The organism is Ureibacillus xyleni, assembly GCF_900217795.1.
In the GTDB taxonomy this organism is placed as follows: Bacteria; Bacillota; Bacilli; order Bacillales_A; family Planococcaceae; genus Ureibacillus; species Ureibacillus xyleni.
In genome coordinates this window covers 53,022-76,132 of sequence record NZ_OBMQ01000011.1, presented here as the reverse complement: position 1 = coordinate 76,132, position 23,111 = coordinate 53,022, and the positions used below count along the sequence as shown (strand labels likewise).

Annotated in this window: 17 protein-coding genes and 1 other RNA gene; all 18 read left to right on the top strand. The window is 36.5% G+C overall.

Going from position 1 to position 23,111, the window contains the following annotated elements:
* Positions 1-19 precede the first annotated feature (19 nt).
* Complete coding sequence (locus CRO00_RS14790) at positions 20-388, top strand: YppE family protein (RefSeq protein WP_097074436.1); 369 nt, start codon at positions 20-22, stop codon at positions 386-388.
* Positions 378-2,654 (top strand): DEAD/DEAH box helicase, encoded by a 2,277-nt coding sequence (locus CRO00_RS14785; RefSeq protein WP_097074435.1) that lies wholly within the window; start codon positions 378-380, stop codon positions 2,652-2,654. Before CRO00_RS14790 ends, CRO00_RS14785 begins: the two co-directional genes overlap by 11 nt.
* Before the next feature lie 6 nt (positions 2,655-2,660).
* The gene (locus CRO00_RS14780; RefSeq protein ID WP_097074434.1) at positions 2,661-3,908 is read left to right on the top strand and encodes a ribonuclease H-like domain-containing protein; all 1,248 of its coding nucleotides are present in this window, start codon (positions 2,661-2,663) and stop codon (positions 3,906-3,908) included.
* Positions 3,909-4,055: 147 nt separating this feature from the next.
* A complete protein-coding gene (gpsB, locus tag CRO00_RS14775) occupies positions 4,056-4,352 on the top strand; it encodes a cell division regulator GpsB (RefSeq protein ID WP_097074433.1) in 297 nt (98 codons plus the stop codon).
* Positions 4,353-4,409: 57 nt separating this feature from the next.
* Positions 4,410-4,789, top strand: an RNA gene (rnpB, locus tag CRO00_RS14770) — RNase P RNA component class B.
* Positions 4,790-4,994: 205 nt separating this feature from the next.
* A complete protein-coding gene (locus tag CRO00_RS14765; RefSeq protein ID WP_419865883.1) occupies positions 4,995-6,728 on the top strand; it encodes a putative bifunctional diguanylate cyclase/phosphodiesterase in 1,734 nt (577 codons plus the stop codon).
* Positions 6,728-7,864, top strand: coding sequence for a THUMP domain-containing class I SAM-dependent RNA methyltransferase (locus CRO00_RS14760; protein ID WP_097074431.1), 1,137 nt, complete (start codon positions 6,728-6,730; stop codon positions 7,862-7,864). Before CRO00_RS14765 ends, CRO00_RS14760 begins: the two co-directional genes overlap by 1 nt.
* A 164-nt stretch (positions 7,865-8,028) precedes the next feature.
* A complete protein-coding gene (locus CRO00_RS14755) occupies positions 8,029-9,930 on the top strand; it encodes an ATP-dependent DNA helicase (protein WP_097074430.1) in 1,902 nt (633 codons plus the stop codon).
* Between the two features lie 132 nt (positions 9,931-10,062).
* On the top strand, positions 10,063-13,254 hold the full coding sequence (locus CRO00_RS14750; protein ID WP_097074429.1) for an AfsR/SARP family transcriptional regulator: 3,192 nt from the start codon (positions 10,063-10,065) through the stop codon (positions 13,252-13,254).
* Between the two features lie 852 nt (positions 13,255-14,106).
* The gene (locus CRO00_RS14745; protein WP_097074428.1) at positions 14,107-15,363 is read left to right on the top strand and encodes a substrate-binding domain-containing protein; all 1,257 of its coding nucleotides are present in this window, start codon (positions 14,107-14,109) and stop codon (positions 15,361-15,363) included.
* A gap of 100 nt (positions 15,364-15,463) precedes the next feature.
* Entirely contained in the window at positions 15,464-16,240 is a 777-nt protein-coding gene (locus tag CRO00_RS14740; RefSeq protein WP_097074427.1) for an ABC transporter ATP-binding protein, read from the top strand.
* Positions 16,215-16,922: an ABC transporter ATP-binding protein gene (locus CRO00_RS14735; protein ID WP_097074426.1), complete on the top strand. Its 708-nt coding sequence runs from the start codon at positions 16,215-16,217 to the stop codon at positions 16,920-16,922. The genes CRO00_RS14740 and CRO00_RS14735 overlap by 26 nt, the downstream gene beginning before the upstream one ends.
* A gap of 11 nt (positions 16,923-16,933) precedes the next feature.
* Positions 16,934-17,806: a branched-chain amino acid ABC transporter permease gene (locus tag CRO00_RS14730; protein WP_097074425.1), complete on the top strand. Its 873-nt coding sequence runs from the start codon at positions 16,934-16,936 to the stop codon at positions 17,804-17,806.
* Positions 17,803-18,810 carry a branched-chain amino acid ABC transporter permease gene (locus tag CRO00_RS14725; protein WP_097074424.1) on the top strand — a complete coding sequence of 336 codons (1,008 nt, stop codon included), beginning with the start codon at positions 17,803-17,805 and terminating at the stop codon, positions 18,808-18,810. The genes CRO00_RS14730 and CRO00_RS14725 overlap by 4 nt, the downstream gene beginning before the upstream one ends.
* Positions 18,807-19,841, top strand: coding sequence for a 3-oxoacyl-ACP synthase (locus CRO00_RS14720; protein ID WP_097074423.1), 1,035 nt, complete (start codon positions 18,807-18,809; stop codon positions 19,839-19,841). The genes CRO00_RS14725 and CRO00_RS14720 overlap by 4 nt, the downstream gene beginning before the upstream one ends.
* Positions 19,829-20,716, top strand: coding sequence for an intracellular short-chain-length polyhydroxyalkanoate depolymerase (phaZ, locus tag CRO00_RS14715; protein ID WP_097074422.1), 888 nt, complete (start codon positions 19,829-19,831; stop codon positions 20,714-20,716). The genes CRO00_RS14720 and phaZ overlap by 13 nt, the downstream gene beginning before the upstream one ends.
* An 11-nt stretch (positions 20,717-20,727) precedes the next feature.
* Positions 20,728-21,468, top strand: a complete 741-nt coding sequence (fabG, locus tag CRO00_RS14710) for a 3-oxoacyl-ACP reductase FabG (RefSeq protein WP_097074492.1) — start codon at positions 20,728-20,730, stop codon at positions 21,466-21,468.
* Positions 21,469-21,487: 19 nt separating this feature from the next.
* On the top strand, positions 21,488-22,957 hold the full coding sequence (locus CRO00_RS14705) for a class I adenylate-forming enzyme family protein (RefSeq protein WP_237658437.1): 1,470 nt from the start codon (positions 21,488-21,490) through the stop codon (positions 22,955-22,957).
* Positions 22,958-23,111 lie beyond the last annotated feature (154 nt).

Genomic DNA, 23,111 nt, shown 5'->3' with positions numbered 1-23,111 from the left:
TAAATAAGAGGTCGTTATAATGCAACTTATTGAACAAACAAAACAATTATTAATAGAGTGTGATGCGTCGAAGGATCGTTTCTTTCAACAACGTGAACTTGACGCTACTCCTCAATTTTTTGAAGAAGTAAAACCTCATGCAGACAAAATTCAATTATTATTAAATGATTGGAAACATAATGCATTGGAATGGATTAAAGAAAATAATCCGAAATATATACACCAATCACAAATTAACAATGTTGTAGATGCTATGAACCAGTTTGTTGTCCAATCTTTCTATAAGGAAACGAGTAAAAAACGATTTATTCAATCTGTTCAATCTGTGCATTATACATTAACTTTCTTTTTACGATATTTAATGGAGGATAGTGATTATGCTCAATAAAAAACGAACAATTGATGAACTTTTAAATGAATGGATGTACGATGAAGAGTTAAAACAAAATATCCTTCATTGGCAAACGTTAGAAGGGCAAGAGGCGAAATTCTCTTCTTTCCCAGATAAACTTCACCCTTCGATAAAAAAGGCTTTAGAAACGAGAGGAATTTCTCAATTATATACTCATCAAAGAGAAGCTTTTGATTATGCGTCAAGTAATCTATCTTTTACTGCTGTTACTCCCACTGCCTCTGGAAAATCACTTTGTTATCATTTACCTGTCCTACAAAAAATACTAGAAGATCCTTCAAGTCGAGCTATTTATTTATTTCCTACCAAAGCCCTTGCTCAGGATCAAAAAGCAGATTTGAATGATTTAATCGAGTTAATGGGAGAAGAGGTATTAAGTTATACCTATGATGGAGACACAGCACCGGGAATAAGGCAAAAAATCCGAAAAGCTGGTCATATTATCATGACAAATCCTGATATGCTACATTCCGGAATTTTGCCACACCACACAAAATGGGTTTCTCTCTTTGAAAATTTAAAGTATATCGTCATTGATGAATTACATACATATAAAGGTGTATTTGGAAGTCATGTTGCCCAAGTACTTAGAAGATTAAAAAGAATTTGTGCATTTTATGGAAGTGACCCAATTTTTATTTGTACTTCTGCCACAATTAAAAACCCAAAGGAATTAGCAGAAAAACTAACGAATACAAAACACGAGCTAATTGCCAATTCAGGAGCACCTGTTGGGAAAAAGACTTTTTTATTTTATAACCCACCAATTGTTCACCCTACGTTTGGCGTTAGACGGAGTAGTGTCCTTGAGGTTCGTGATTTAGCAACAAGACTCTATGAAGCAGGTATTCAATCAATCGTTTTTGCAAAATCTCGTGTTCGCGTGGAGATGTTAGTTACCTATTTAAAGAGTTTAACGAAAAATAAAATTCAAGACGAAAGCATTCGTGGATATCGAGGTGGCTATTTACCGACAGAAAGAAGAGCCATCGAAAAAGGATTAAGAAACGGAAATATCCAAATTGTAGTTAGTACAAATGCACTAGAACTTGGCGTTGATATTGGGCAATTACAAGCTTGTATCATGACGGGGTATCCTGGTAATATAGCTAGTGCATGGCAACAAGCAGGTCGAGCAGGGAGAAGACAGGATTCCGCTTTAATCATCTATGTAGCAAATTCCACTGCACTTGACCAATACGTTGTGAATAATCCTAACTATCTTCTTGGCAGCTCACCAGAAGAAGCATTAATTAATCCTGAAAATATTTTAATCTTGATGGACCATTTAAAATGTGCGGTCTTTGAGTTACCGTTTGCGACAACGGATAGTTATGGGGAATTTGAAGTTCAACAGTTATTGGAATTTTTAGAAGAAGAAGGCGTCGTTATTAAAACAAGCGGGCAGTGGTATTGGATGAGTGAACGATTCCCAGCTCATGAAATAAGTTTGCGTTCTGCATCACAAGAAAATGTCGTCATTATCGACCGAACCATTCCTGCAGGCACAAAAGTGATTGGTGAAATGGATACGTATAGTGCGATGACGTTATTGCATGAAGAAGCGATTTATTTACACCAAGGAACTCAATTTCAAGTAGAAAAATTGGATTGGGAAGAAAAGAAAGCCTTTGTGAGAGAAGTAGATGTCGATTATTTCACAGATGCGAACCTAGCAGTAGAATTAAAAGTTTTAAATGAAGATAAAAGAGCAGATTACGAGACTGCTAGTGTAAGCTATGGCGATATTAGTTTACTAGCTATTCCAACCATCTTTAAAAAAATCCGTTTTCAAACCCATGAAAATATCGGCTCAGGTAAAATTCATATTCCGCCACTCGAAATGCATACAAATGCGACGTGGATGTCCTTTGATATGCCGGAAAACTGGTCAGAAGAAATGTTAACCGATTCCCTAACTGGTGCTGCATACGCAATTGGTTCATTTATCCCGCTATTTATCCAATGTGACCGTAACGATTTATCCGTAGTACCACAAGTAAAAGCGGTACATAACGATCGGCCAACTCTCTTTATTTATGACAGTTATCCTGGGGGAATTGGTCTTAGTGAAAGAGTGTATGATATTTTACTGCCAATACTAGAACAAACAATAGCGCATGTTAAACAATGTCCGTGTAGTTCGGGGTGTCCATCCTGTATTGGTGCTCAAGACAGTTTAAATGAAAGTAAAGGGAAAGTTTTAAAAGTATTGTCAATTTTATTACGCGAAATGATGTGATAATCAATGTCATATGAAAATAAAATGATGCAGCTAAAGCAAATGCTTGGGAAAAAACAAGAGAAAAGTGTGGAAAAACCCGCCTTTAAGAAGCCGGAGAAACCCTGGTATCTTGAGGAGTGGAAAAAGGAAGGTTTACTTGTTGTTGAAAATGACTTTGGTATTTTATTTAAACGACAAGTCGAATATCCTCTTGACTATTTACATGGTTCATACCAACTAAAAATGTTTTTTGAAGCAATAGATAAGTGGCAAACATCAACAATTGAACATCCATTTTCGATTCATCCTGACGAAACGGTTGTATTTTTTGACACAGAAACGACAGGGCTAAAAGGTGTCGGAACAAATATTTTTCTGTTAGGTTTTTTAGAAGTTTCAGAAAATAAATTTCTATTAACTCAATATGTGTTAGCGGATCCTTCAAACGAAGCGGCTTTTTTGTTTGAATCAAAATTATGGCAGCATAATAAAACGATTGTAACATATAATGGAAAAAGTTTTGATTGGCCTCAATTAGAAACAAGATGGACATTGAATCAACATATTTTGCCAAAATTACGAAACATGCGACAAATTGATTTATTACATAGCTCAAAACGCATATGGAAAAATAATTTGGAAAGAATGAAATTAACACAAGTCGAAGAAGCGAAACTTGGTTTTAAACGAAATGGCGATATTCCAGGTTTTCTTGCGCCAATCATATATACGGATGCGGTAAAAAGTGGAAATGCAAGTAGTTTGATGAAGGTGTTAACGCATAATGAATGGGATTTATTATCGCTTATTACGCTTTATATCCATTCAACAAATCTTCTACTTGAAAATCATATAGAAACGGCCACGACTTATACAAATATTGGGAAATGGTACGGAGACTTAAAACAAAATGAGCAGAGCCAAAATGTTTTACGTAGTGTAACAAATACGTTCAATGAATCTGAAGCGGGATTAGCTCACTTTTATTTAGCATTACAACAAAAACGCAACAAAGAATATGAGGATGCTACTCAATCATTTCATAAAGCATTACGAAGCATTGAAAATCGAGAGAAGTTAAAGGCTTTAGAAAACTTAGCAATCATTTATGAACATCATTATAAAGATTATGAGAAGGCATTAGAAAATACGCTTAATGGAATTGAATTAATTAATCATCAACCATTTTTAAAAATAGAGCAGCGAACTAGAAAATTAGATGAATGGACAAAACGTTTGAACAGATTGGAAAATAAATTGTGGGGGAAATAATTTCCCGGGTAAGCGCATAATTTGACATTTTTCAACTTGTTTTAAAAATAATTATTCACCTTATTTAATAGTTTCTTACAATCCTTTTTATAGTTGTCATATGATATAATTGGAAATATGTACGTATTGCATGGAAGGGCGATGTGAATGGATATTAAACTAAGTTCAAAGATCATCTTAGAAAAAGAATTTAAAAAGTCGATGAAAGGTTACAATGTTGACCAAGTAGATCAATTTTTAGATCAAATTATGGAAGATTATGACGCATTCGAAAAAGTAGTGGAAGAATTGCGTGCTGAAAATAAACGTTTAAAAGATGAATTAGAAAATACAGCGAGCAGAAGAACACAAGTACAACCAGCGACGAGCAATACTAATTTTGATATATTAAAACGATTGTCCAATTTAGAAAAAGAAGTGTTTGGCAGCAAACTATTTGAATAAACATCATTTTGGTGTTGTTTTTATCTTCATTTTCATTTATAATGTATTTTGTCATAGTCATTCAGGTAATCGCTGCAGCTCTTTGAAGTTGTAGAGGAAAGTCCATGCTCACACGGATCTGAGATGACCGTAGTGTTCGTGCTTACTGAAAAAATAAGGTAAGGCAAGCAATCGCTTGACGGCGGAAGGACAACCTAAGTCTTTTGATATGGTTAACACTTCCTGAAAGTGCCACAGTGACGGAGCTTCAATGGAAACGTTGAAGGTGGAACGAGGTAAACCCCACGAGTGAGAAACCCAAATTATGGTAGGGGCACTCTCCTGAAGGAATTGAACGGATGGAGGGACGCTATTACTAGCGTAGATAGATGATTACTACCCGGTTCGTACGAGGCTTAGGCCGCTTGAGTACTCGGGAACAAAACATGGCTTACGAATCACTATGATTTAAATAACATAATAAACCTCATCAATAAAAATTAAACAGGACTAAAGAATGTCCGATTAAAACATACTTCTCTTAAAAAAGAGATGGTATGTGATACATAAGGGCATATGCTCAATACGATAGGCTCTCCATTTCTTTGGAGAGCCTTTCTTTTAGAGAGAATAGGGAGAATCAATATGAGGGACGCTTTAAGTATGTTGAATAAAATAAGTGAAAACGGAAAATTTGCTTATCCTTATCAAATCTTCATGAAGATCTTCGAGAATATCTATGAAGGAATTATGGTCACTGATGCTGATAGAAACATCATTATTGTGAATCCAGCCTTTGAAATTGTTACAGGATATAAATTTGACGAAGTTGTCGGAAAAAATCCAACTATCCTACAATCTGGTGTCCATGATCGCGCTTTCTATATTGAAATGTGGAAGAATTTGTCTGAACATGGTGTCTGGCAAGGTGAAATATGGAATCGCCGAAAAACGGGTGAAATTTATCCGGAGTGGTTAACAATTATTAAAATTAAGGACGAAAAAGGGAATGTAACGAATTATTGTGGGATATTCACGGACTTATCCGAACGAAAAACTGTTGAAAATGAGTTGGAAAAACGTGCTCTAACTGATTCACTAACAGATGTAAATAACCGTTTCGCCTTTCTTGAGAAAATGAATACCCTCTTAGAATCTTCATCGACGTCTCTAAACTCTGTTCAACATGCAGTTTTTTTCTTAGACTTAGACCGTTTTAAACAAGTAAATGATACACTAGGACATTCAATTGGCGACTTACTTTTAGTCGAAGTTGCAAAACGAATAAAACGATTATTAAATAACAAAGACATTGTTGCTCGTTACGGTGGTGATGAATTTGTTATAACTCTTACTAACATTCATCATCCTAGAGAAGCGGCGAAGTTTGCTGAAGAAGTGATTCGTGAAATTGAAAGACCAGTTTTAATTAATAACCAAGAATTATTTGTATCAACAAGTATAGGAATAAGTATTTATCCGCATGATGGTGTTACAACGGACGATTTAGTGAATCGTGCAGATAAAGCGATGTATTTTTCAAAACAAAATGGACGAAATGGTTTCTCATTTTATTTTGAAGAACTAAACACGGATAACGAACGATTAATTACGCTCGATACTGAAATTCGAAAAGCAATTGAACATCGTGACTTTGAATTGTATTATCAGCCAAAAGTAAATATTAAAAAGAACAAAATTATTGGGTTAGAAGCGCTTGTGCGATGGAAAAATGACAAGCTGGGATTTGTTTCGCCAGCAGAATTTATTCCTTACGCTGAGGAAACAGGATTAATTATTCCAATCAGTGAAATCATTTTGGAGAAGGCTTGTGAAGAGTTAGCGGTTTTGCGAATGGCGGGATATTCAAAATTATCCATTTCCATTAATATTTCTAGCATACACTTCCAACAACAAAATTTCTTAGAATCCATACAGAAGACGTTAGAAAAATACAATACATCCGCCCAAAATTTTGAAATAGAAGTTACTGAACGTACAGTAATGAATAGCGAGGAAGATACAATCCGTAAGCTAGTGCGCTTGAAACAACTCGGCTTTAAATTATCTATTGATGATTTTGGGACAGGTTATTCTTCCTTAAGTTACTTAGTGCGTTTTCCATTGGATTATTTAAAGATTGACCGTAGTTTTATCCATCATATTGTTAACTTGGATGATAAACAGGCGGTAGTAGATGCAATTATCCAAATGGCACATCGACTAAACATGAAAGTGATCGCAGAAGGTGTTGAAAGTATTCAGCAAATTAATATTTTGCGTGAAATGGGTTGTGATTATATTCAAGGGTATTATTTCAGTAAACCAATCCCAATGGATGAGTTAATTGAATTTTTACAACTTTGGGAATATGAACATCAAGGAGAAATTGAATAATGGCAAAATATCAATTAGTAGCAACAGCTGCAATGGGACTTGAGTCGATTGTAGCGCAAGAAGTACAAGATTTAGGATATGAGACGAGAGTAGAAAATGGCAAAGTCTATTTTGAAGGTGATGAAACAGCAATTGCAAGGTGTAATCTTTGGTTACGAGTAGCAGATCGTGTCAAAATTGTTGTTGCAGAATTTCCAGTAGAAACTTTTGATCAATTATTCGAGAATACAAAAGCAATTAATTGGGAACAATATTTACCAGTTGATGCAAACTTCCCTGTATCTGGTAAATCTGTTAAATCTAAATTATTTAGTGTTCCTGATTGTCAGGCAATTGTAAAGAAAGCAATTGTTGAAAGAATGAAGTTTCATTACAAACGTCTTGGATTCTTAGACGAATCTGGTTCAAGTTATAAAATAGAAGTGTCTATTTTAAAAGATGTAGCAACATTAACCATCGATACTTCTGGTGTTGGTTTACATAAGCGTGGCTATAGACAAACACAAGGGGAAGCGCCTTTAAAGGAAACTCTTGCTGCGGCATTAGTGAAAATATCAAAATGGAGCCCAACTAGACCATTTGTCGACCTGTTTTGTGGTTCCGGTACCATTCCGTTAGAAGCTGCCATGATTGGTCAAAACATTGCACCTGGCTACAATCGAGAATTTATTTCAGAAGATTGGCCTTGGATGAAAGCAAAAATTTGGGACGATGCTCGAAATGAAGCAGATGACCTTGCAAAATATGATCAGCCCCTTGAAATTATTGGTTCAGATATTGATCATCGTATGGTCCAAGTTGCTCAAGACAATGCACTTGAAGCAGGATTTGCAGATTTAATTACGTTTAAACAAATGCAAGCAACTGACTTTACAACGAGATTAACAGATGGTGTAATAATTTCGAACCCACCATATGGAGAACGTATTGGGGAAAAAGAGGAAATTGAAAAAGTGATTAAAGACTTAGGAAATGTTATGAAAAATTATCCAACTTGGTCTGTTTATATGCTTTCTTCGATGGAGAACTTTGAGCAACTATATGGAAAAAAAGCAACAAAAAAACGTAAACTATTTAACGGGTTTATTCGTACGGACCTTTACCAATATTGGGGTCAAAAATCAAAACGTGACTAGCATGAGCTGAATAGTATATTTTAACGGAAGGAGAACGGTCTCCTTCCGTTTCAATGTCTTTTTATAAAGGAGTTAGTTTGAGAGGTGTCTAGTTCAAGTTATAGTCACTTACAAAACTGTAGGCCAGCTTGTTACTAGACATATAGATGAAGGAGAATAGAATAATGAGACAGTCTTTACCGTTTGAATTATCTAGAGAGAAAAGTTTTTTTGACTCATTAGGAGATTGGATGGGTGACGTCCTTTATGATGAGTTACCAGAAAAAGGGTTTGAATGTCGTGATGAACAAATTTTCATGGCCTACCAAATTGAACAGGCTTTAAAAGAAAAAAATGTTCTATTTGCTGAGGCAGGTGTTGGTACGGGTAAAACGATTGCATATCTATTACCTGCAATTTCATATGCCCGTTATACAGGAAGACCGGCCTTAATCGCATGCGCGGACGAAACATTAATCGACCAACTTGTCAAAGAAGGCGGCGATATTTATAAATTAACCGAACATTTAGGTTTAACAATCGATGTTCGTTTAGCAAAATCTCGTGATCAATATTTATGTTTAAAACGTTTTGAAGAAACAGAGAAAGTCGTAACAGATGAATGGATTGATGATATTGCGATGTCGATTCCAGATGGTGTTTATGCACAAGGTTCTATGCTGTCTATTGAACCATTTGGCGCAAGAAGTGATTATCCAACAGTTAGCGATGAAGATTGGCAAAAGGTGAATTTCAATGCTATCATGCAATGTTCTGTTTGTGATATGCGCAACCGTTGTGGTCAATCTTTACATCGTGCTCATTACCGAAAGTCTACGGATTTAATTATTTGCTCTCAAGATTTTTTAATGGAGCATTTGGCAACGAAAGAATCCCGTGAACGTGAAGGACAATTACCACTTTTACCAGAAGTGTCGATGATTGTTTTAGACGAAGGGCATTTACTTGAGTATGCTGCTCAAAAAGCAATGACAGTAAAAGTTCAAAGCAACACGATTGTTAATTTACTTGAACGTTTAATGGTTGATGGTGTAAGGGAAAAAACATTGTACACAATGGAAAAATTACAAGACGATCATGAGTTATTTTTTGACCAACTTCGTGACGATGTTGTTCCTTCAGAGGAAGATCGCAAAACGATAAAAAAATCTGCTCGATTAATTGGCCTTGGGAAACAATTAATTCTAGATGTAGAACAATTGCTAGAGGAATTTGTGTTTGAATCGGAATTATATATGATTCCAGAATACGAATTAAATATGGCAGAGGAATTTTTAGAGCAATATCAAGCGGCAATCAAAATTTTTGTTGCACAAGGCGATGCGGTTGATTGGTTGGAAGATACAGATGGAGAAGAAACATTAGTCATTATGCCACGACTAATTACAGAGGTTCTTCAAGAGAAGTTGTTCTCGAAAAAAACGCCAATTGTCTTTTCATCGGCAACTTTGTCTGTTAAAAAGGATTTTTCATATATTGCCTACAGTTTAGGAATAAAAAAATACCAATCCTTTAGTGTACCATCTCCATTCGACTATGAGGATGTTATGAAAATCTATTTACACGAATTAGCACAGGATGAAAAAGTCGCAAAAGTGGAGCAATTGTTAAAAGAAGACAAACAAACGTTAATTTTATTTAAATCAAAACAAGCGATGCTGCAGTTTAAATCAAAATTATCGATGATGGCACGACTTACGGTTGCTTTTGAAGGGGATCGAGAACTTTCTGCCATTGTCCGTGATTTCCAAGAAGGAACTGTTAAAACATTATGTTCTTATCATTTATGGGAAGGATTAGATTTACCAGAAGAAGCACTAACACGTGTTATTATTTTTGATTTACCGTTCCCACCGCACGACCCACTATTTGATGCAAAAAGGTCGTTTTCTGAAAATCCTTTTGAGGAAGTGGAATTACCATTTATGCAGCTACGTCTCCAACAAGGAATGGGTCGCTTAATTCGAACTTCTAATGATTATGGAGATATTCATATTCTGTTGAATGAAGAAGATCAAAAAGTGAAAGATGAGTTTGTTGATATTTTACCAGTAAATCCAATGTAAATAATGAGGGCTGACTTTTAAGAGAAAAAAATCTTAATTGTCAGCCCTTTTTTGACAAAATAATACATGTAAATATGATAAAGTAGAGAAAAGTGGTTAGAAAATTATGAATAATGAAAGGAGGTTTTCGTTTTGAATCATGTATTGCTTTCAAAACTTATTCCACCAGATCCATCAATTCATTATTTGCACAGAAGTCGTTTACTTAAAAAACTATCAAAAAGTGGACATGTAAAATTAACTGTTGTCCATAGTGGAGCAGGTTTTGGGAAAACATCCGCCCTTGCCCAGCTAATGATTACGCAGAAACAGCGCTTCTCTTGGTATCAGGTAACTGAAGATGATGATGACATTTTACCTTTTTTAAGGCATTTATTTTATAGCATTCAGCGTGTATATCCTTCCTTTGGTAGTGATGTGGAGGAGTGGGATCATTTTTCTAGTTTTCCGAAAATAGAAGACTTGAACAAACTTTATCGTACATTTATTAATGAATTTTGTAAGATGACGGAACCTTTATATGTTATTATTGATGATTTTCATCTCGTCAATCATGTGTTTCAAATAAATTATATAATGGATAAAATTGTTGAACATTTACCACCTCATATTCATTTTATCGTGGCATCGAGAATCTATCCAAATTGGAAGTGTATTTTGCCATTACGTATGAATGCGAACTTAGTAGAGTGTAAAGAAGAAGATTTTGTTTTTTCTGCTGAGGAAGTGGAAATTTTATTTGAGGATTTCTTTGATCGACAACTTTCAAAAGAAGAAGTGAAAAATATTCTTACTTTATCTGAGGGCTGGCCGATTGTTATTTTACTATTAGCTATGCAATCAACGGAGAGCACTTTGCCAATTCAGGAGATTGCTAAGTTTTCTTTACAAGATTTCTTTTCATACTTGTCGGAAGAGGTATTTGAAAATTTAAATGATGTACAACAAGAGGCATTACTAAAATACAGCATTTTCCAAACGTTTTCTCTTCAACTTATCGAAACTTTTTATAATAATGAGATGGCAAATCAACTAAAGGAGCTCGTAAAACATCATGCCTTTATTCAGCCTTTAATTGGGTTTCAGGAATTTCGTTTTCATGCGCTTTTTAAACAGTTCCTTGAGTCGAAAATGCAGGAAAGGGACTACAAACAGTGGACCGAACTCCATAAACAAGCTACAAGTTACTTTTTAGAACAGAAAGATCCTGTTAATGCGTTATATCATGCATTTAATTCAAATGACGAAGAGCTGATTGCGACGACATTAGTGACATTTGCACCGACGTTTATCCGTGCAGGTCAGTTTGATTATTTCCTTGAAAGAGTTAAAGAACTAGGAGAAGACAGTAGAACACACTTTTATCCGTTATATTTTTTTGAAGGCGAGTGCCAACGATATCGTGCACAATACGAAAAAGCTAAAAAGGCCTATGAAAAATGTTTATACTTTGCAACAAAGCAACAAGATCTTTTCTATATTTTAAAGGCGAATGCAGGGATAGCTCATATTTATTTAGATACGATACAGCCTGCTTTAGCACAAACATATTTAATGAATGCGTTAAATTTGGTTGACTCGGTTGAAATTGATACGGAAGAACTTCAATCTCTACAACGTCAATATGCTGAAAATCTAGTGAATTTAGGTAGAGCTGGAGAAGCGGAACAATGGGTACTTTCAAAAGGACTACCCCAACATATTTTAGCCCGAGGAAATTTAGATGTCCGAATGTTGCTGCGACAAGGCAAACTTGTTCAAGCAAGGAAGCGCATACATCTAAGGGAAAATGAGCATGACTACTCATTAGATGCTCACCGTGAATCGGATGTGTTACATGCATTAATTTTAACGTTTCTAGGTGAAAATGAAGAAGCATTGCGCTGTACATTAAGTACCATTAATAATAGTTACCAAGACCATTCCCAGTTTGCATTAGCAGTTGCTTACTTACGAAAAGGACATGCAACTCGATTATTAAATGCCTTACATTTAGAAGAAGCAGAAACGTGTTATTTAAAAGCGATTGAATTAATGGACGAGATTCATGTATCAAGAGCAAAAGCAGAATCTTATTTAGGTTTAGCAATTGTTAAGGCAAGACAAGGTGTTCTTCATGAGGCATTGACTTATGTGAAATTAGGGTTATATGAAACGGAAAGGGCACAAGATCAATGGGTGACGGCATTATTATTAACAGCATCTACTATCATTCATATAGAGAACAATAATTTATTAGAAGCAAAAAAATGTGCTCTAAAGGCAAAAGAGTTATTTTCGCTAAGTCCAGATAATTACGGCATCATGGTGACGAATTTTTGGCTTTCATATATAGCATACAAAAATGAAGATATGCCAGAATTTGTGAAAGAATTTGAAGCCTTTGCTGCATTATGCAATGAACATGATTTTTATTTCTTTTTAAATAAACGAACTTTATTTGGACCAGAAAGTTTCTTAAAATTTTGGGAGGTAGTAAATCAGGCTTTAGAAATGGAGCCAGATAATCGAAACATTCAACAAATTGCTCAGTTTCTTCAGTTAAATCAAGATAAATTAATTCCAAAACATTCGTTTACCTTATATCTATTAGGACCATTTACGATGTTTCGAGATGGGTTTGAAATAGTCGACAAAGAATGGAAACGAGAAAAAGCAAAGGAATTATTTTTATATTTGTATTTTAATAGAAATCGTTTCGTGGCAAAGGAAGAAATCATGAATGCCCTGTGGCCGAACAGTGATGAGCAATCGATGAACCGGGACTTTAAAGTGGCTTACAATGCGTGTTTAAAAGTGTTACAGCCAGATCGTTTAGCACGCGATGAAAGCCCATATATATTACGAAAACAATCAATGTATAAACTCCATCCCGTTGATGCTTTTTTATCGGATATCGAATTTTTCGAGAAGTTTACGAAATTAGGATTAAATGAAAGGAACACAAGTTTTTCATTGGAGTGGCTTTTAAAGGCATATTCCGTGTATAAAGGACAAATATTAGAAGATTTAACTTCTTTCCAATGGTTAGAGGGCAAAAGAGCTGAAATTGATAAACTAATCATTTTAGTCATTGAAAAGATTGCCCAAATTTACACAGATTTAGAAGATTACCAATCTGCAATTGATTGGGCAGAGAAATTAATTCAACATGATAGCACGTGGGAAGAAGGTTATCGATTGTTAATGTTAGCTTACTTCCATCAAAATAATCGTCCACAAGCGGTTCGCTGGTATGAAAAATGTGTAGAGGTGTTAGAGGAAGAATTAAATATTGAACCAATGGATACAACTATCCAAGTGTTTGAAATGATTTCGCGCTGATGTAGACAGAATCTGGATATGGTTCTGTATCCATTGGCGTTTTTTTATGTTTGTTGCTGAAGCTTTCGTTGCAGCAAAAAAAGATATCCTAGCCCGGGGGATTTTCCACCTGTCATTAAAGCTTTCAGTTCAGTAAAAATAGAAATCCTAGTATGGCGGAAGTGTGCACCTGTCGCTGAAGCTTTCGGTGCAGCAAAAAAAGATATCCTAGCCCGGCGGAAGTGTGCGCCTGTCGCTGAAGCTTTCGGCGCAGCAAAAAAAGATATCCTAGCCCGGCGGAAGTGTGCACCTGTCGCTAAAGCTTTCGGTGCAGCAAAAAAAGATATCCTAGCCCGGGGGAAGTGTGCGCCTGTCGCTAAAGCTTTCGGCGCAGCAAAAAAAGATATCCTAGCCCGGGGGATTTTCCACCTGTCATAAAAGCTTTCAGTTCAGTAAAAATAGGAATCCTAGTATGGCGGAAGTGTGCACCTGTCGCTAAAGCTTTCGGTGCAGCAAAAAAAGATATCCTAGCCCGGGGGAAGTGTGCGCCTGTCGCTAAAGCTTTCGGCGCAGCAAAAAAAGATATCCTAGCCCGGCGGAAGTGTGCACCTGTCGCTAAAGCTTTCGGTGCAGCAAAAAAAGATATCCTAGCCCGGCGGAAGTGTGCGCCTGTCGCTGAAGCTTTCGGCGCAGCAAAAAAAGATATCCTAGCCCGGCGGAAGTGTGCGCCTGTCGCTTTCGCTTTCGGCGCAGCAAAAAAAGATATCCTAGCCCGGCGGATATCTTTTTTTGTGTAACCAATTTGTAACTCGCTTTTAGTATCTTATATTCAAAGCAATGTAAGCGCTTTATAAAAGTAAAGGGGGTAATCGAATGAAAAAGCTTTGGTCGTTATTTTTCATCATGGGATTGGTTGCACTTGTTTTGGCAGCATGTAGTAGTGAAGAGCAGTCGGCAACGAAGGAATCGGATGAAACGGTTACAACAGGGGGAGAGGCAGCAGACACTGATACAAAAACTGAAGGTGGCACAATCAAAGTTGGTGTGTTGGCTTCGTTAACTGGTGCTCTCGAGTCTTATGGAAAGCAAACGCAAAAAGGATTTGAACTTGGGTTAGAATACGCAACAGACGGCACGATGGAAGTTGCAGGTAAGAAAATTGAAGTGATTTGGGAAGATACTGAAACAAAACCTGAAGTGGCAGTTCAAAAAGCAACAAAATTACTAGAAGATGATGCAGTTGATTTCTTAGTAGGTTCTTCAAGCTCTGGGGACACTTTAGCAGTATTACCTCTTGCGGAAGAATACGAAAAAATTATGATTGTTGAACCAGCAGTAGCAGATAGTATTACTGGTTCAGAGTTTAACCCTTATATTTTCCGTACAGCACGTAACTCTTCTCAAGATGCATATGCAGCAGCTGCAGCAATTGCAGGGGATGGCGTGAAAATCGCAACATTCGCACCAGACTATTCATTCGGTTGGGATGGTGTTGCCGCATTTAAAACAGCTGCTGAAAAATTAGGCGCTGAAATCGTGGTGGAAGAATATGCAGATCCAGCTGCAACAGACTTCACATCTAACTTACAAAAAATTGTTGAAGCAAAACCTGATTATTTATTTGTTGTTTGGGCTGGAGCAAACTCACCTTGGAATCAAATTGCTGACATGAAGTTACAAGAAAACGGCATTAAAATTTCAACAGGTGCACCTGACATTGTGGCGTTACAAATGATGGGTCCTTTAGTAGGGATGGAAGGTTTCTCAGTATACTATCACACTCTACCACAAAATCCAGTGAATGATTGGTTAGTAGAAGAACATAAAAAACGTCATAACGGTGAAGTTCCGGACTTATTCACGCCTGGTGGTTTCTCAGCGGCTGTTGCCATTGTTGAAGCTTTAGAGAAATCAGGTGGAGATGCGGATGGCAATACGTTAATTCCGTTAATGGAAGGTATGTCATTTGAAACACCAAAAGGAACAATGACTTTCCGTAAAGAAGATCACCAAGCATTACAAACAATGTATTCAATCCGTTTAGAAAAGGTAGATGGTGTTGATTACCCAGTGCCTGTATTAATTCGTGAATTAAAACCAGAAGAAACAGAACCACCTATCTTAAATTAATAGATAAGAGAACAGATCAATTAGTTGGTCTGTTTCTCTTAAAATCTTTTCAATGTAGAAGATTTTAAGAGGGGCAGATTTGAAAGGGGAGGAGTCACAAATGGAACCAATTATTCGAACTGAGCATTTATCCATTCAATTTGGTGGTCATAAAGCAGTTGATAAAGTGAATTTTGAAATGCCTGAAAAACATTTCAAATCAATCATTGGGCCAAATGGTGCAGGTAAAACAACTTTCTTTAATTTATTAAGTGGTGAACTGAAGGCAACGGAAGGGGATGTTTTTTACAAAGGGGCATCGATTTCAAAATTATCTTCCATCGAACGAACTCGCATTGGACTAGGTAGGTCTTTTCAAATTACCAATGTGTTTCCGAACTTAACCGTATTAGAAAATGTTCGCCTTGCCGTTCAATCAAAGGAGAAGGTTCGCTTTCACTTTTTAAAACACTATTTACATTATAAAAAGATTACGGAAAAAGCCGTTGAGTTATTAGAGCAAGTTCTGTTATCGAACAAAATCCATGCCATTGCAAGCCAACTATCTCATGGTGAAAAGCGAAAACTTGAAATTGCCATGTTACTCGCATTGGATACGGAAGTGCTATTACTAGATGAGCCAACTGCCGGAATGAGTCTAGAAGAAGTGCCCGCAATTTTAGAAGTAATTAAATCCATTAAAGAACAAGGAAATAAAACAATTTTATTAATCGAACACAAGATGGATATGATTTTAGATTTATCGGATTCAATCATGGTGTTATTTAACGGCAAGCTCCTTGCTGATGGGACGCCAACTGACATTATGAATAATGCAACTGTTCAAAATGCATATTTAGGGGGACTTTACGATGCAGAACTTGTTGAAACTTCATAACATCCATACTCATATCGGTCAATATCATATTTTACAAGGCATTGACTTCGAGGCCAAGGAAGGAGAAGTTTCTGTCTTACTTGGTCGAAATGGTGCTGGGAAAACGACAACACTTAAAACAATTATGGGCTTAACACCTGCATCAAATGGATCTGTTCATTTTTTCAATCAAGATATTACAAAAAAAGCGACTTATGACATTGCAAATTTAGGGATTGGGTATGTACCAGAAGATCAAGGCATTTTTGGCCAATTAACAGTAGAGGAAAATTTAAAAGTTGCCATTCGGAAGGAAACGCCTGAAGTGATGGAAAAACTAGAGTATATATTAGAGCTATTCCCAGATTTAAAAAAGTTTTGGAAGAAAGCTGGGGGAAATTTATCAGGTGGACAAAAACAAATGCTCGCAATGGCAAGGGCATTTGTGAATGATAGTAAATTACTGTTGATTGACGAGCCTTCAAAAGGACTAGCGCCAATTGTGATTGAGAAAGTAATGGAAGCCATTGTAGAAATGAAAAAACAATCAACCATTGTCCTTGTTGAGCAAAACTTTTTAATGGCAAGCAATATTGGAGATACGTACACGCTCATTGATGATGGAAGAACGGTTCATCGAGGGGCAATGAGCGACCTTATACAAAATGAAGAATTGAAACAAAAATATTTGGGTATCGGCTAGGGGGGAATGTGATGGATCTATTAATTAGTCTCGTTATTAATGGCTTAGCAACCGGAATGTTAATTTTTCTTCTTGCGGCCGGTTTAACGTTAATATTCGGTTTGATGGATGTGTTGAATTTCGCACATGGTGGGCTATTTGTTTGGGGAGCTTATACGGGTGTATTTACGTATGCCTATACAGAGAGTTTTCTCATCGGAATTGTCGTTGCCATTTTAACTGGTATACTCTTTGGGTTCATTATGGAGAAGTTGATTATTACACCAGTGTATGGCAATCACGTTCAACAGATTTTAATTACACTTGGATTTATGCTTGTTTTACAAGAAATGATCAAAGTAGCTTTTGGACCAAATGCCATTCCTGTTAGTGTACCAACTTATTTAGCAGGCAGTTGGGAAATTGGCGAAGTAATTGTCATTAAGTATAGAGTATTTATCATCATCGTTGGATTTATTATTTTCGGTATTTTCCACTATATTTTAACTCGCACGAAAATTGGATTAATCGTACGAGCTGGAGTAATGAATAAAGAGATGGTGCAAGCGTTAGGCATCAACATTAAACGAGTATTTTTATTTGTCTTTATGACAGGTGCTTCCCTTGCTGCTCTAGGTGGGATGTTAATGGCTCCATATTCAGGTTCTATTTATGCAGAGATGGGGATGGAATTTGCCATTTTAGGATTTATCGTTGTTGTGATTGGTGGAATGGGTAGTTTTTCAGGATCTTTACTTGCTGCAATTTTAGTAGGGTTAGCTGGTAGTTTCATGGCTTACTATGTTCCATTTTTATCGCTAGCAGTAAACATGATCCTCATGGCAATTGTACTAATATTCCGTCCACAAGGGTTATTTTCAATGATTAGGAGGGAAAGTACATGAATCAACCAGCGTTATTATCGAAACAAAATATTATTTTTGTCTTACTTCTAGTTATATTAGTTGCTTTCCCTTTTGTCGCAGATTCAAGAACATTGACAATCTTACTAACTCAAATCTTTATTTTTGGCATATTAGCGATGAGTTATGACATTTTACTAGGTTACACAGGAATTGTTTCCTTTGGGCATGCCATGTTCTTTGGGATGGGTGCGTATACAACAGCCATTATGTTAAAGGAAATTCAGCCGACGATTCCTGTATTTATCGGGTCTATCGTTGTCGGAATGATTTTAGCTGGAATATTAAGTTTCTTCGTTGGTTTGTTAACATTACGTCTAAAAAGTCATTTCTTTGCGATGTTAACATTAGCCATCTCTGGGTTACTTCTAGTTGTTGCAGAAAAGTGGCGTAGCGTAACGAAAGGAAATGACGGGTTTACCTTCAGAGCACCAGATGTGTTTAAAGATCGCATAGTCTTTTATTTTTGCGTGCTAGCTTGCCTTGTCATTGTTTTCCTTCTATTACGTAGATTTGTTAATTCACCATTAGGACGGGTGCTTATTGCCGTTCGAGAAAATGAACAACGAACAAGGTCTTTAGGTTTTAAAACATTACACTATAAAGTTATCTCTTCAATTGTCGCAGGTGTGATTGCAAGTTTAGCAGGTTCCCTATATGCCATTTCATTACGCTTTGTGAACACAAGTATGATGACGATGGATATTACACTAGATGCACTACTGATGACCATTATCGGTGGGGTTGGAACATTAGTTGGACCGTTAGTAGGTTCTGTTGTAATTGAATTCGCACAGCACTATTTATCGGGATTGGCAAGAAATTATCCAATTTTTGAACGTTGGATTATCTTCTTCGGAATCATTTACATTTTGGCAGTAGTGTTTTTCCCAAAAGGCATTGTAGGTTCCATCTTAGCAAAAGTTTCAAAATGGAAACAACAAGATCAAGTTCCTCTACCTGAACCTAAGGAGCGATTGAAATGAGTGTAGGAATCATCGGATTAGGAGTCTATTTACCAAAAAATCGCATGACGAATGAGGAAATTGCTAAACTCGCAAATATTCCAGTTCATATTGTGAAAACGAAGATGGGCATCGAAGAAAAAACGATTGCAGGTGACGATGAACATACAGTAGGGATGGCAATATCAGCCGCAAAAGAAGCTGTTCAAAACGCCAATATTAATCCAAAAGCAATTGACGTCGTTATTTATTTTGGAGAGGAACATAAAGAATACCCTCTATGGACTGCGGGGATCAAAATCCAAGAAGAAATCGGCGCTACCAATGCTTGGGCTTTTGATATTCAGTTGCGATGTGGTACGGCTATCTTAGCGATAAAATTAGCAAAAAGTTTAATGAACTCGGATGAAAATATTAACACGGTCCTTCTTGCAGGGGGCTACCGAAATCATGATTTAATTGATTTTACTAATCCAAGAACACGATTTATGTTTAATTTAGGTGCTGGTGGAGGGGCACTTGTTCTCCAAAAAGGGGCGACGGAAAACATTGTCTATGAGTCAGATTTAATAACAGACGGCTCGTTTTCTGAGGATGTACTTGTCCCTGTTGGAGGAACAAAACAACCGTTAACACCCCAATTACTTGAGCAAGGATTATATTATTTTGATGTAACAGATCCTGAAGGCATGAAAACACGTTTAGAACAAAAATCTCTTGATAACTTTATTAAAGTCATTCGAAATTCGTTAATGAAAAGCGGCTTTAAGGAGCAGGACCTGTCTTATTTAGCGATGCTTCATATGAAAAAATCAGCTCATGATTATGTGTTAAAAGTATTTGAGCTACAAGAGGAAAATTCCATTTATTTATCGAAATACGGCCATATTGGTCAAATCGATCAAATCTTATCTCTTAAACTTGCATTAGAGGAAGGCAAACTTAAAGAAGGAGATATTGTCACTTTAGTAAGTGCCGGCATTGGATATGCATGGGGAGCAACGACCATCCAATGGGGGAAACGAAAGGAGACAGATGCATGGGTGAATTAAAAACTGTCCATTTGCCAAATGGAGAAATCATGTCCTACCGTGAAAGAATCGGGGGAGAAGAGCTTTGTATATTTGTTCATGGCAACATGACTTCTTCAAAACATTGGGATTTGCTAATGGAAAATTTGGATCCTCGTTATACGATTATTGCACCCGATTTGCGCGGCTTTGGAGAATCAACTTATAAAAATAGAATCACGCATATGCGAGATTTTAGTGATGATTTAAAAAGTTTTGTGGATTCTCTAGAATTGAAAGATTTTAGTTTACTAGGCTGGTCCACGGGTGGGGCAGTAGCGATGCAATTTTGTGTAGACTATCCAGGGTTATGTCATAAGTTGATGCTTCTTGCTTCAGCATCAACGCGTGGCTATCCATTTTATAAAACAAATGAAGACGGCTCACAAAGTACAACAAGGCTAAAGACAATCACAGAAATTGAAAACGATCATGGTAAAACAATACCAATGCAAGGGTTATACGATACAAAAAATCGTGATGGCTTAAAGGCAGTTTGGAATGCGGTAATTTATACGCATAACCAACCAGATGAACAAAAATATGATGAGTATGTAGACGATATGCTGACGCAACGAAATTTAGCCGATGTGTACCATGTATTAAACACGTTCAACATTAGTCATTACGCCAATGAAGCGGCAAAAGGTACTGGCGAGATTGACAATATTCAAATTCCTGTTCTCATTGTATACGGAGAACGAGATTATGTTGTGCCAAGTTATATGACAGATGAATTGATAGAAGACTTCGGTGAGAAGGCAAAAGTGGTAAAGCTCACAAACTGTGGCCATTCTCCATTAGTAGATGATTTAGAACAACTGACAAATGCGATTGAACAATTTTTGAAGGATTGAGGGTGGGTAATTTGCGTTTAAAAGATAAAGTAGCAGTTATTACTGGAGCAGCAAATGGAATTGGTAGAGCGGCAGCAGAAGTTTTTCTAAATCACGGGGCAAAAGTAGTCATTGCCGATTATGACGTTGAAAGTGGCAAAGAATTAGAATCCCAATTTCTAGAACAAGGCTTTGATGTGACATTTTTACAAGTAAATGTGGCAGATAAAAAAAGTGTAAGAGCGATGGTTGATGGAGTTCTATTAAAATATTCAAAAATCGATATTTTAATAAATAATGCAGGAATTACACGAGATGCGATGCTCGTTAAAATGACAGAGGAAGATTTTGATCGAGTGTTAGATGTAAATTTAAAAGGCGTATTCAACTGTACCCAAGCTGTAGTTCCTTATATGATTGAAAAAGGCTATGGCAAGATTATTAACACCTCTTCTGTTAGTGGAGTATATGGTAACGTTGGTCAAACGAACTATGCAGCGACTAAAGCAGCTGTTGTAGGAATGACAAAAACCTGGGCAAAGGAACTTGGTCGAAAAGGTATCAATGTCAATGCTGTAGCACCAGGCTTTACAAGAACTAATATGGTTGAAAAGATGCCAGAAAAAGTTTTAAGTCATATGGAATCAATTGTTGCATTACAACGTTTAGGAGTACCAAAAGATATTGCCAATGCCTATTTATTTTTAGCTTCGGATGAATCAAGTTATATTACAGGTCATGTATTACATGTTGATGGCGGAATTATGATGTGATGATGGGAGGGTGTTCGAAATGCTGCTTAATGGCGAGTCTTGGATCTTAAAGAGAGCTAGTTTAACACCTTTCAAAATTGCATTAATCGATATACAGACAAGTAGAGAATGGACTTATGAACAATTATCCAATGAAACGTTAAAATGGCTAAATATTTTGCAAAAAAAGGGACTTTCAAAAGGGAATCGTGTTGCATTTTTAGCGGAGAATAGCATCGATTTCTTTCCAATTCTATTTGCATGCGGGTTAGGCGGCTACATTTTTGTTCCTTTAAATTGGCGGCTTAGTGAAAAAGAATTAATACAAATCGTAGAAGATTGTACGCCAACATTACTTTTAACAGACCATAAGTTCGAGCAATTGGGAAACCGTATTTTTCAGCATACATCGAATTTGTCTTGTAGTGATGAAGAAAAAGCAGATTACCAATCAATGAATATTGAAAGTACAGATCCCTGGCTCATGATTTATACAGGTGGAACTACGGGGAAACCTAAAGGCGTGGTATTATCCTTTGATGCTGTGAACTGCAATGCGTTGAACACAATCGTTAGTTGGGGGCTTGAGCCATCTGATTGTACATTAAATTATATGCCGCTTTTCCATACAGGTGGAATCAACGCCCTTGCTATGCCAATTTTAATGGTTGGTGGAACAGTGGTGATCGGTAATAAGTTTCATCCTGAAGATGCCATTCGCGCCGTTAATCATTATAAGACAACCATTTCTCTCTTTGTTCCTACGATGTATCAAGGAATGATTGAAACAGAATATTTCAAACAAGCGAATTTTCCGACTGTAAAAGTATTCTTATCTGGTGGTGCGCCTTGTCCTAAGACAATTTACGATCATTTTACAAGGAAGGGCCTCCAATTTAAAGAAGGCTATGGCCTAACCGAAGCGGGTCCAAATAACTTTTATATCCATCCAGAATTGGCAGCAAAGAAAAAAGGGTCTGTTGGCAAAAGTATGATGTTTAATGCAGTTCAGATAAAAAACAGTGAAGGCGAAATCTGTACGGTTAATGAAGTAGGCGAGTTATATATTCAAGGGAAACACATGTTTACAAAATATTGGAACAACGAAAATGAAACAAAAAATTGCATTGAAAATGGCTGGCTAAAAACAGGCGATTTAGCAAAGATGGATGAAGATGGCGATATTTATATTGTCGGACGTAAAAAAGATATGATTATTACTGGTGGAGAAAATGTGTATCCTCAGGAAGTCGAGCAATGCATTATTACGCACCCCCAAGTAAAAGAAGTGGCAGTAGTAGGCTTATCAGATTCAAAATGGGGTGAAATTGTCTCAGCTTTTATTGTAAGTAATAATTCAACAACAAATTTGACAGAAGAGATCTTCGCCTTATGTAGAGAACACCTCGGTGCATACAAAGTGCCAAAACAAATCTTTTTCGTGGATGAATTACCAAAAACCCATGTTGGCAAAATCGATAAAAAGCAATTAGTAGAACGGTCTGTGTAGGCAGATCGTTTTATTTTTTTTGTATATAAAATTTGAGTGGTTAAATGGAAAAATATTAATGAATTAATAGAATTCAAAATTGGATAAAAGCAGTATGTAATAAGTATCTTTTAAAATAGTAAATTTCATTGAAAAATTATGCATCTTATTCTAA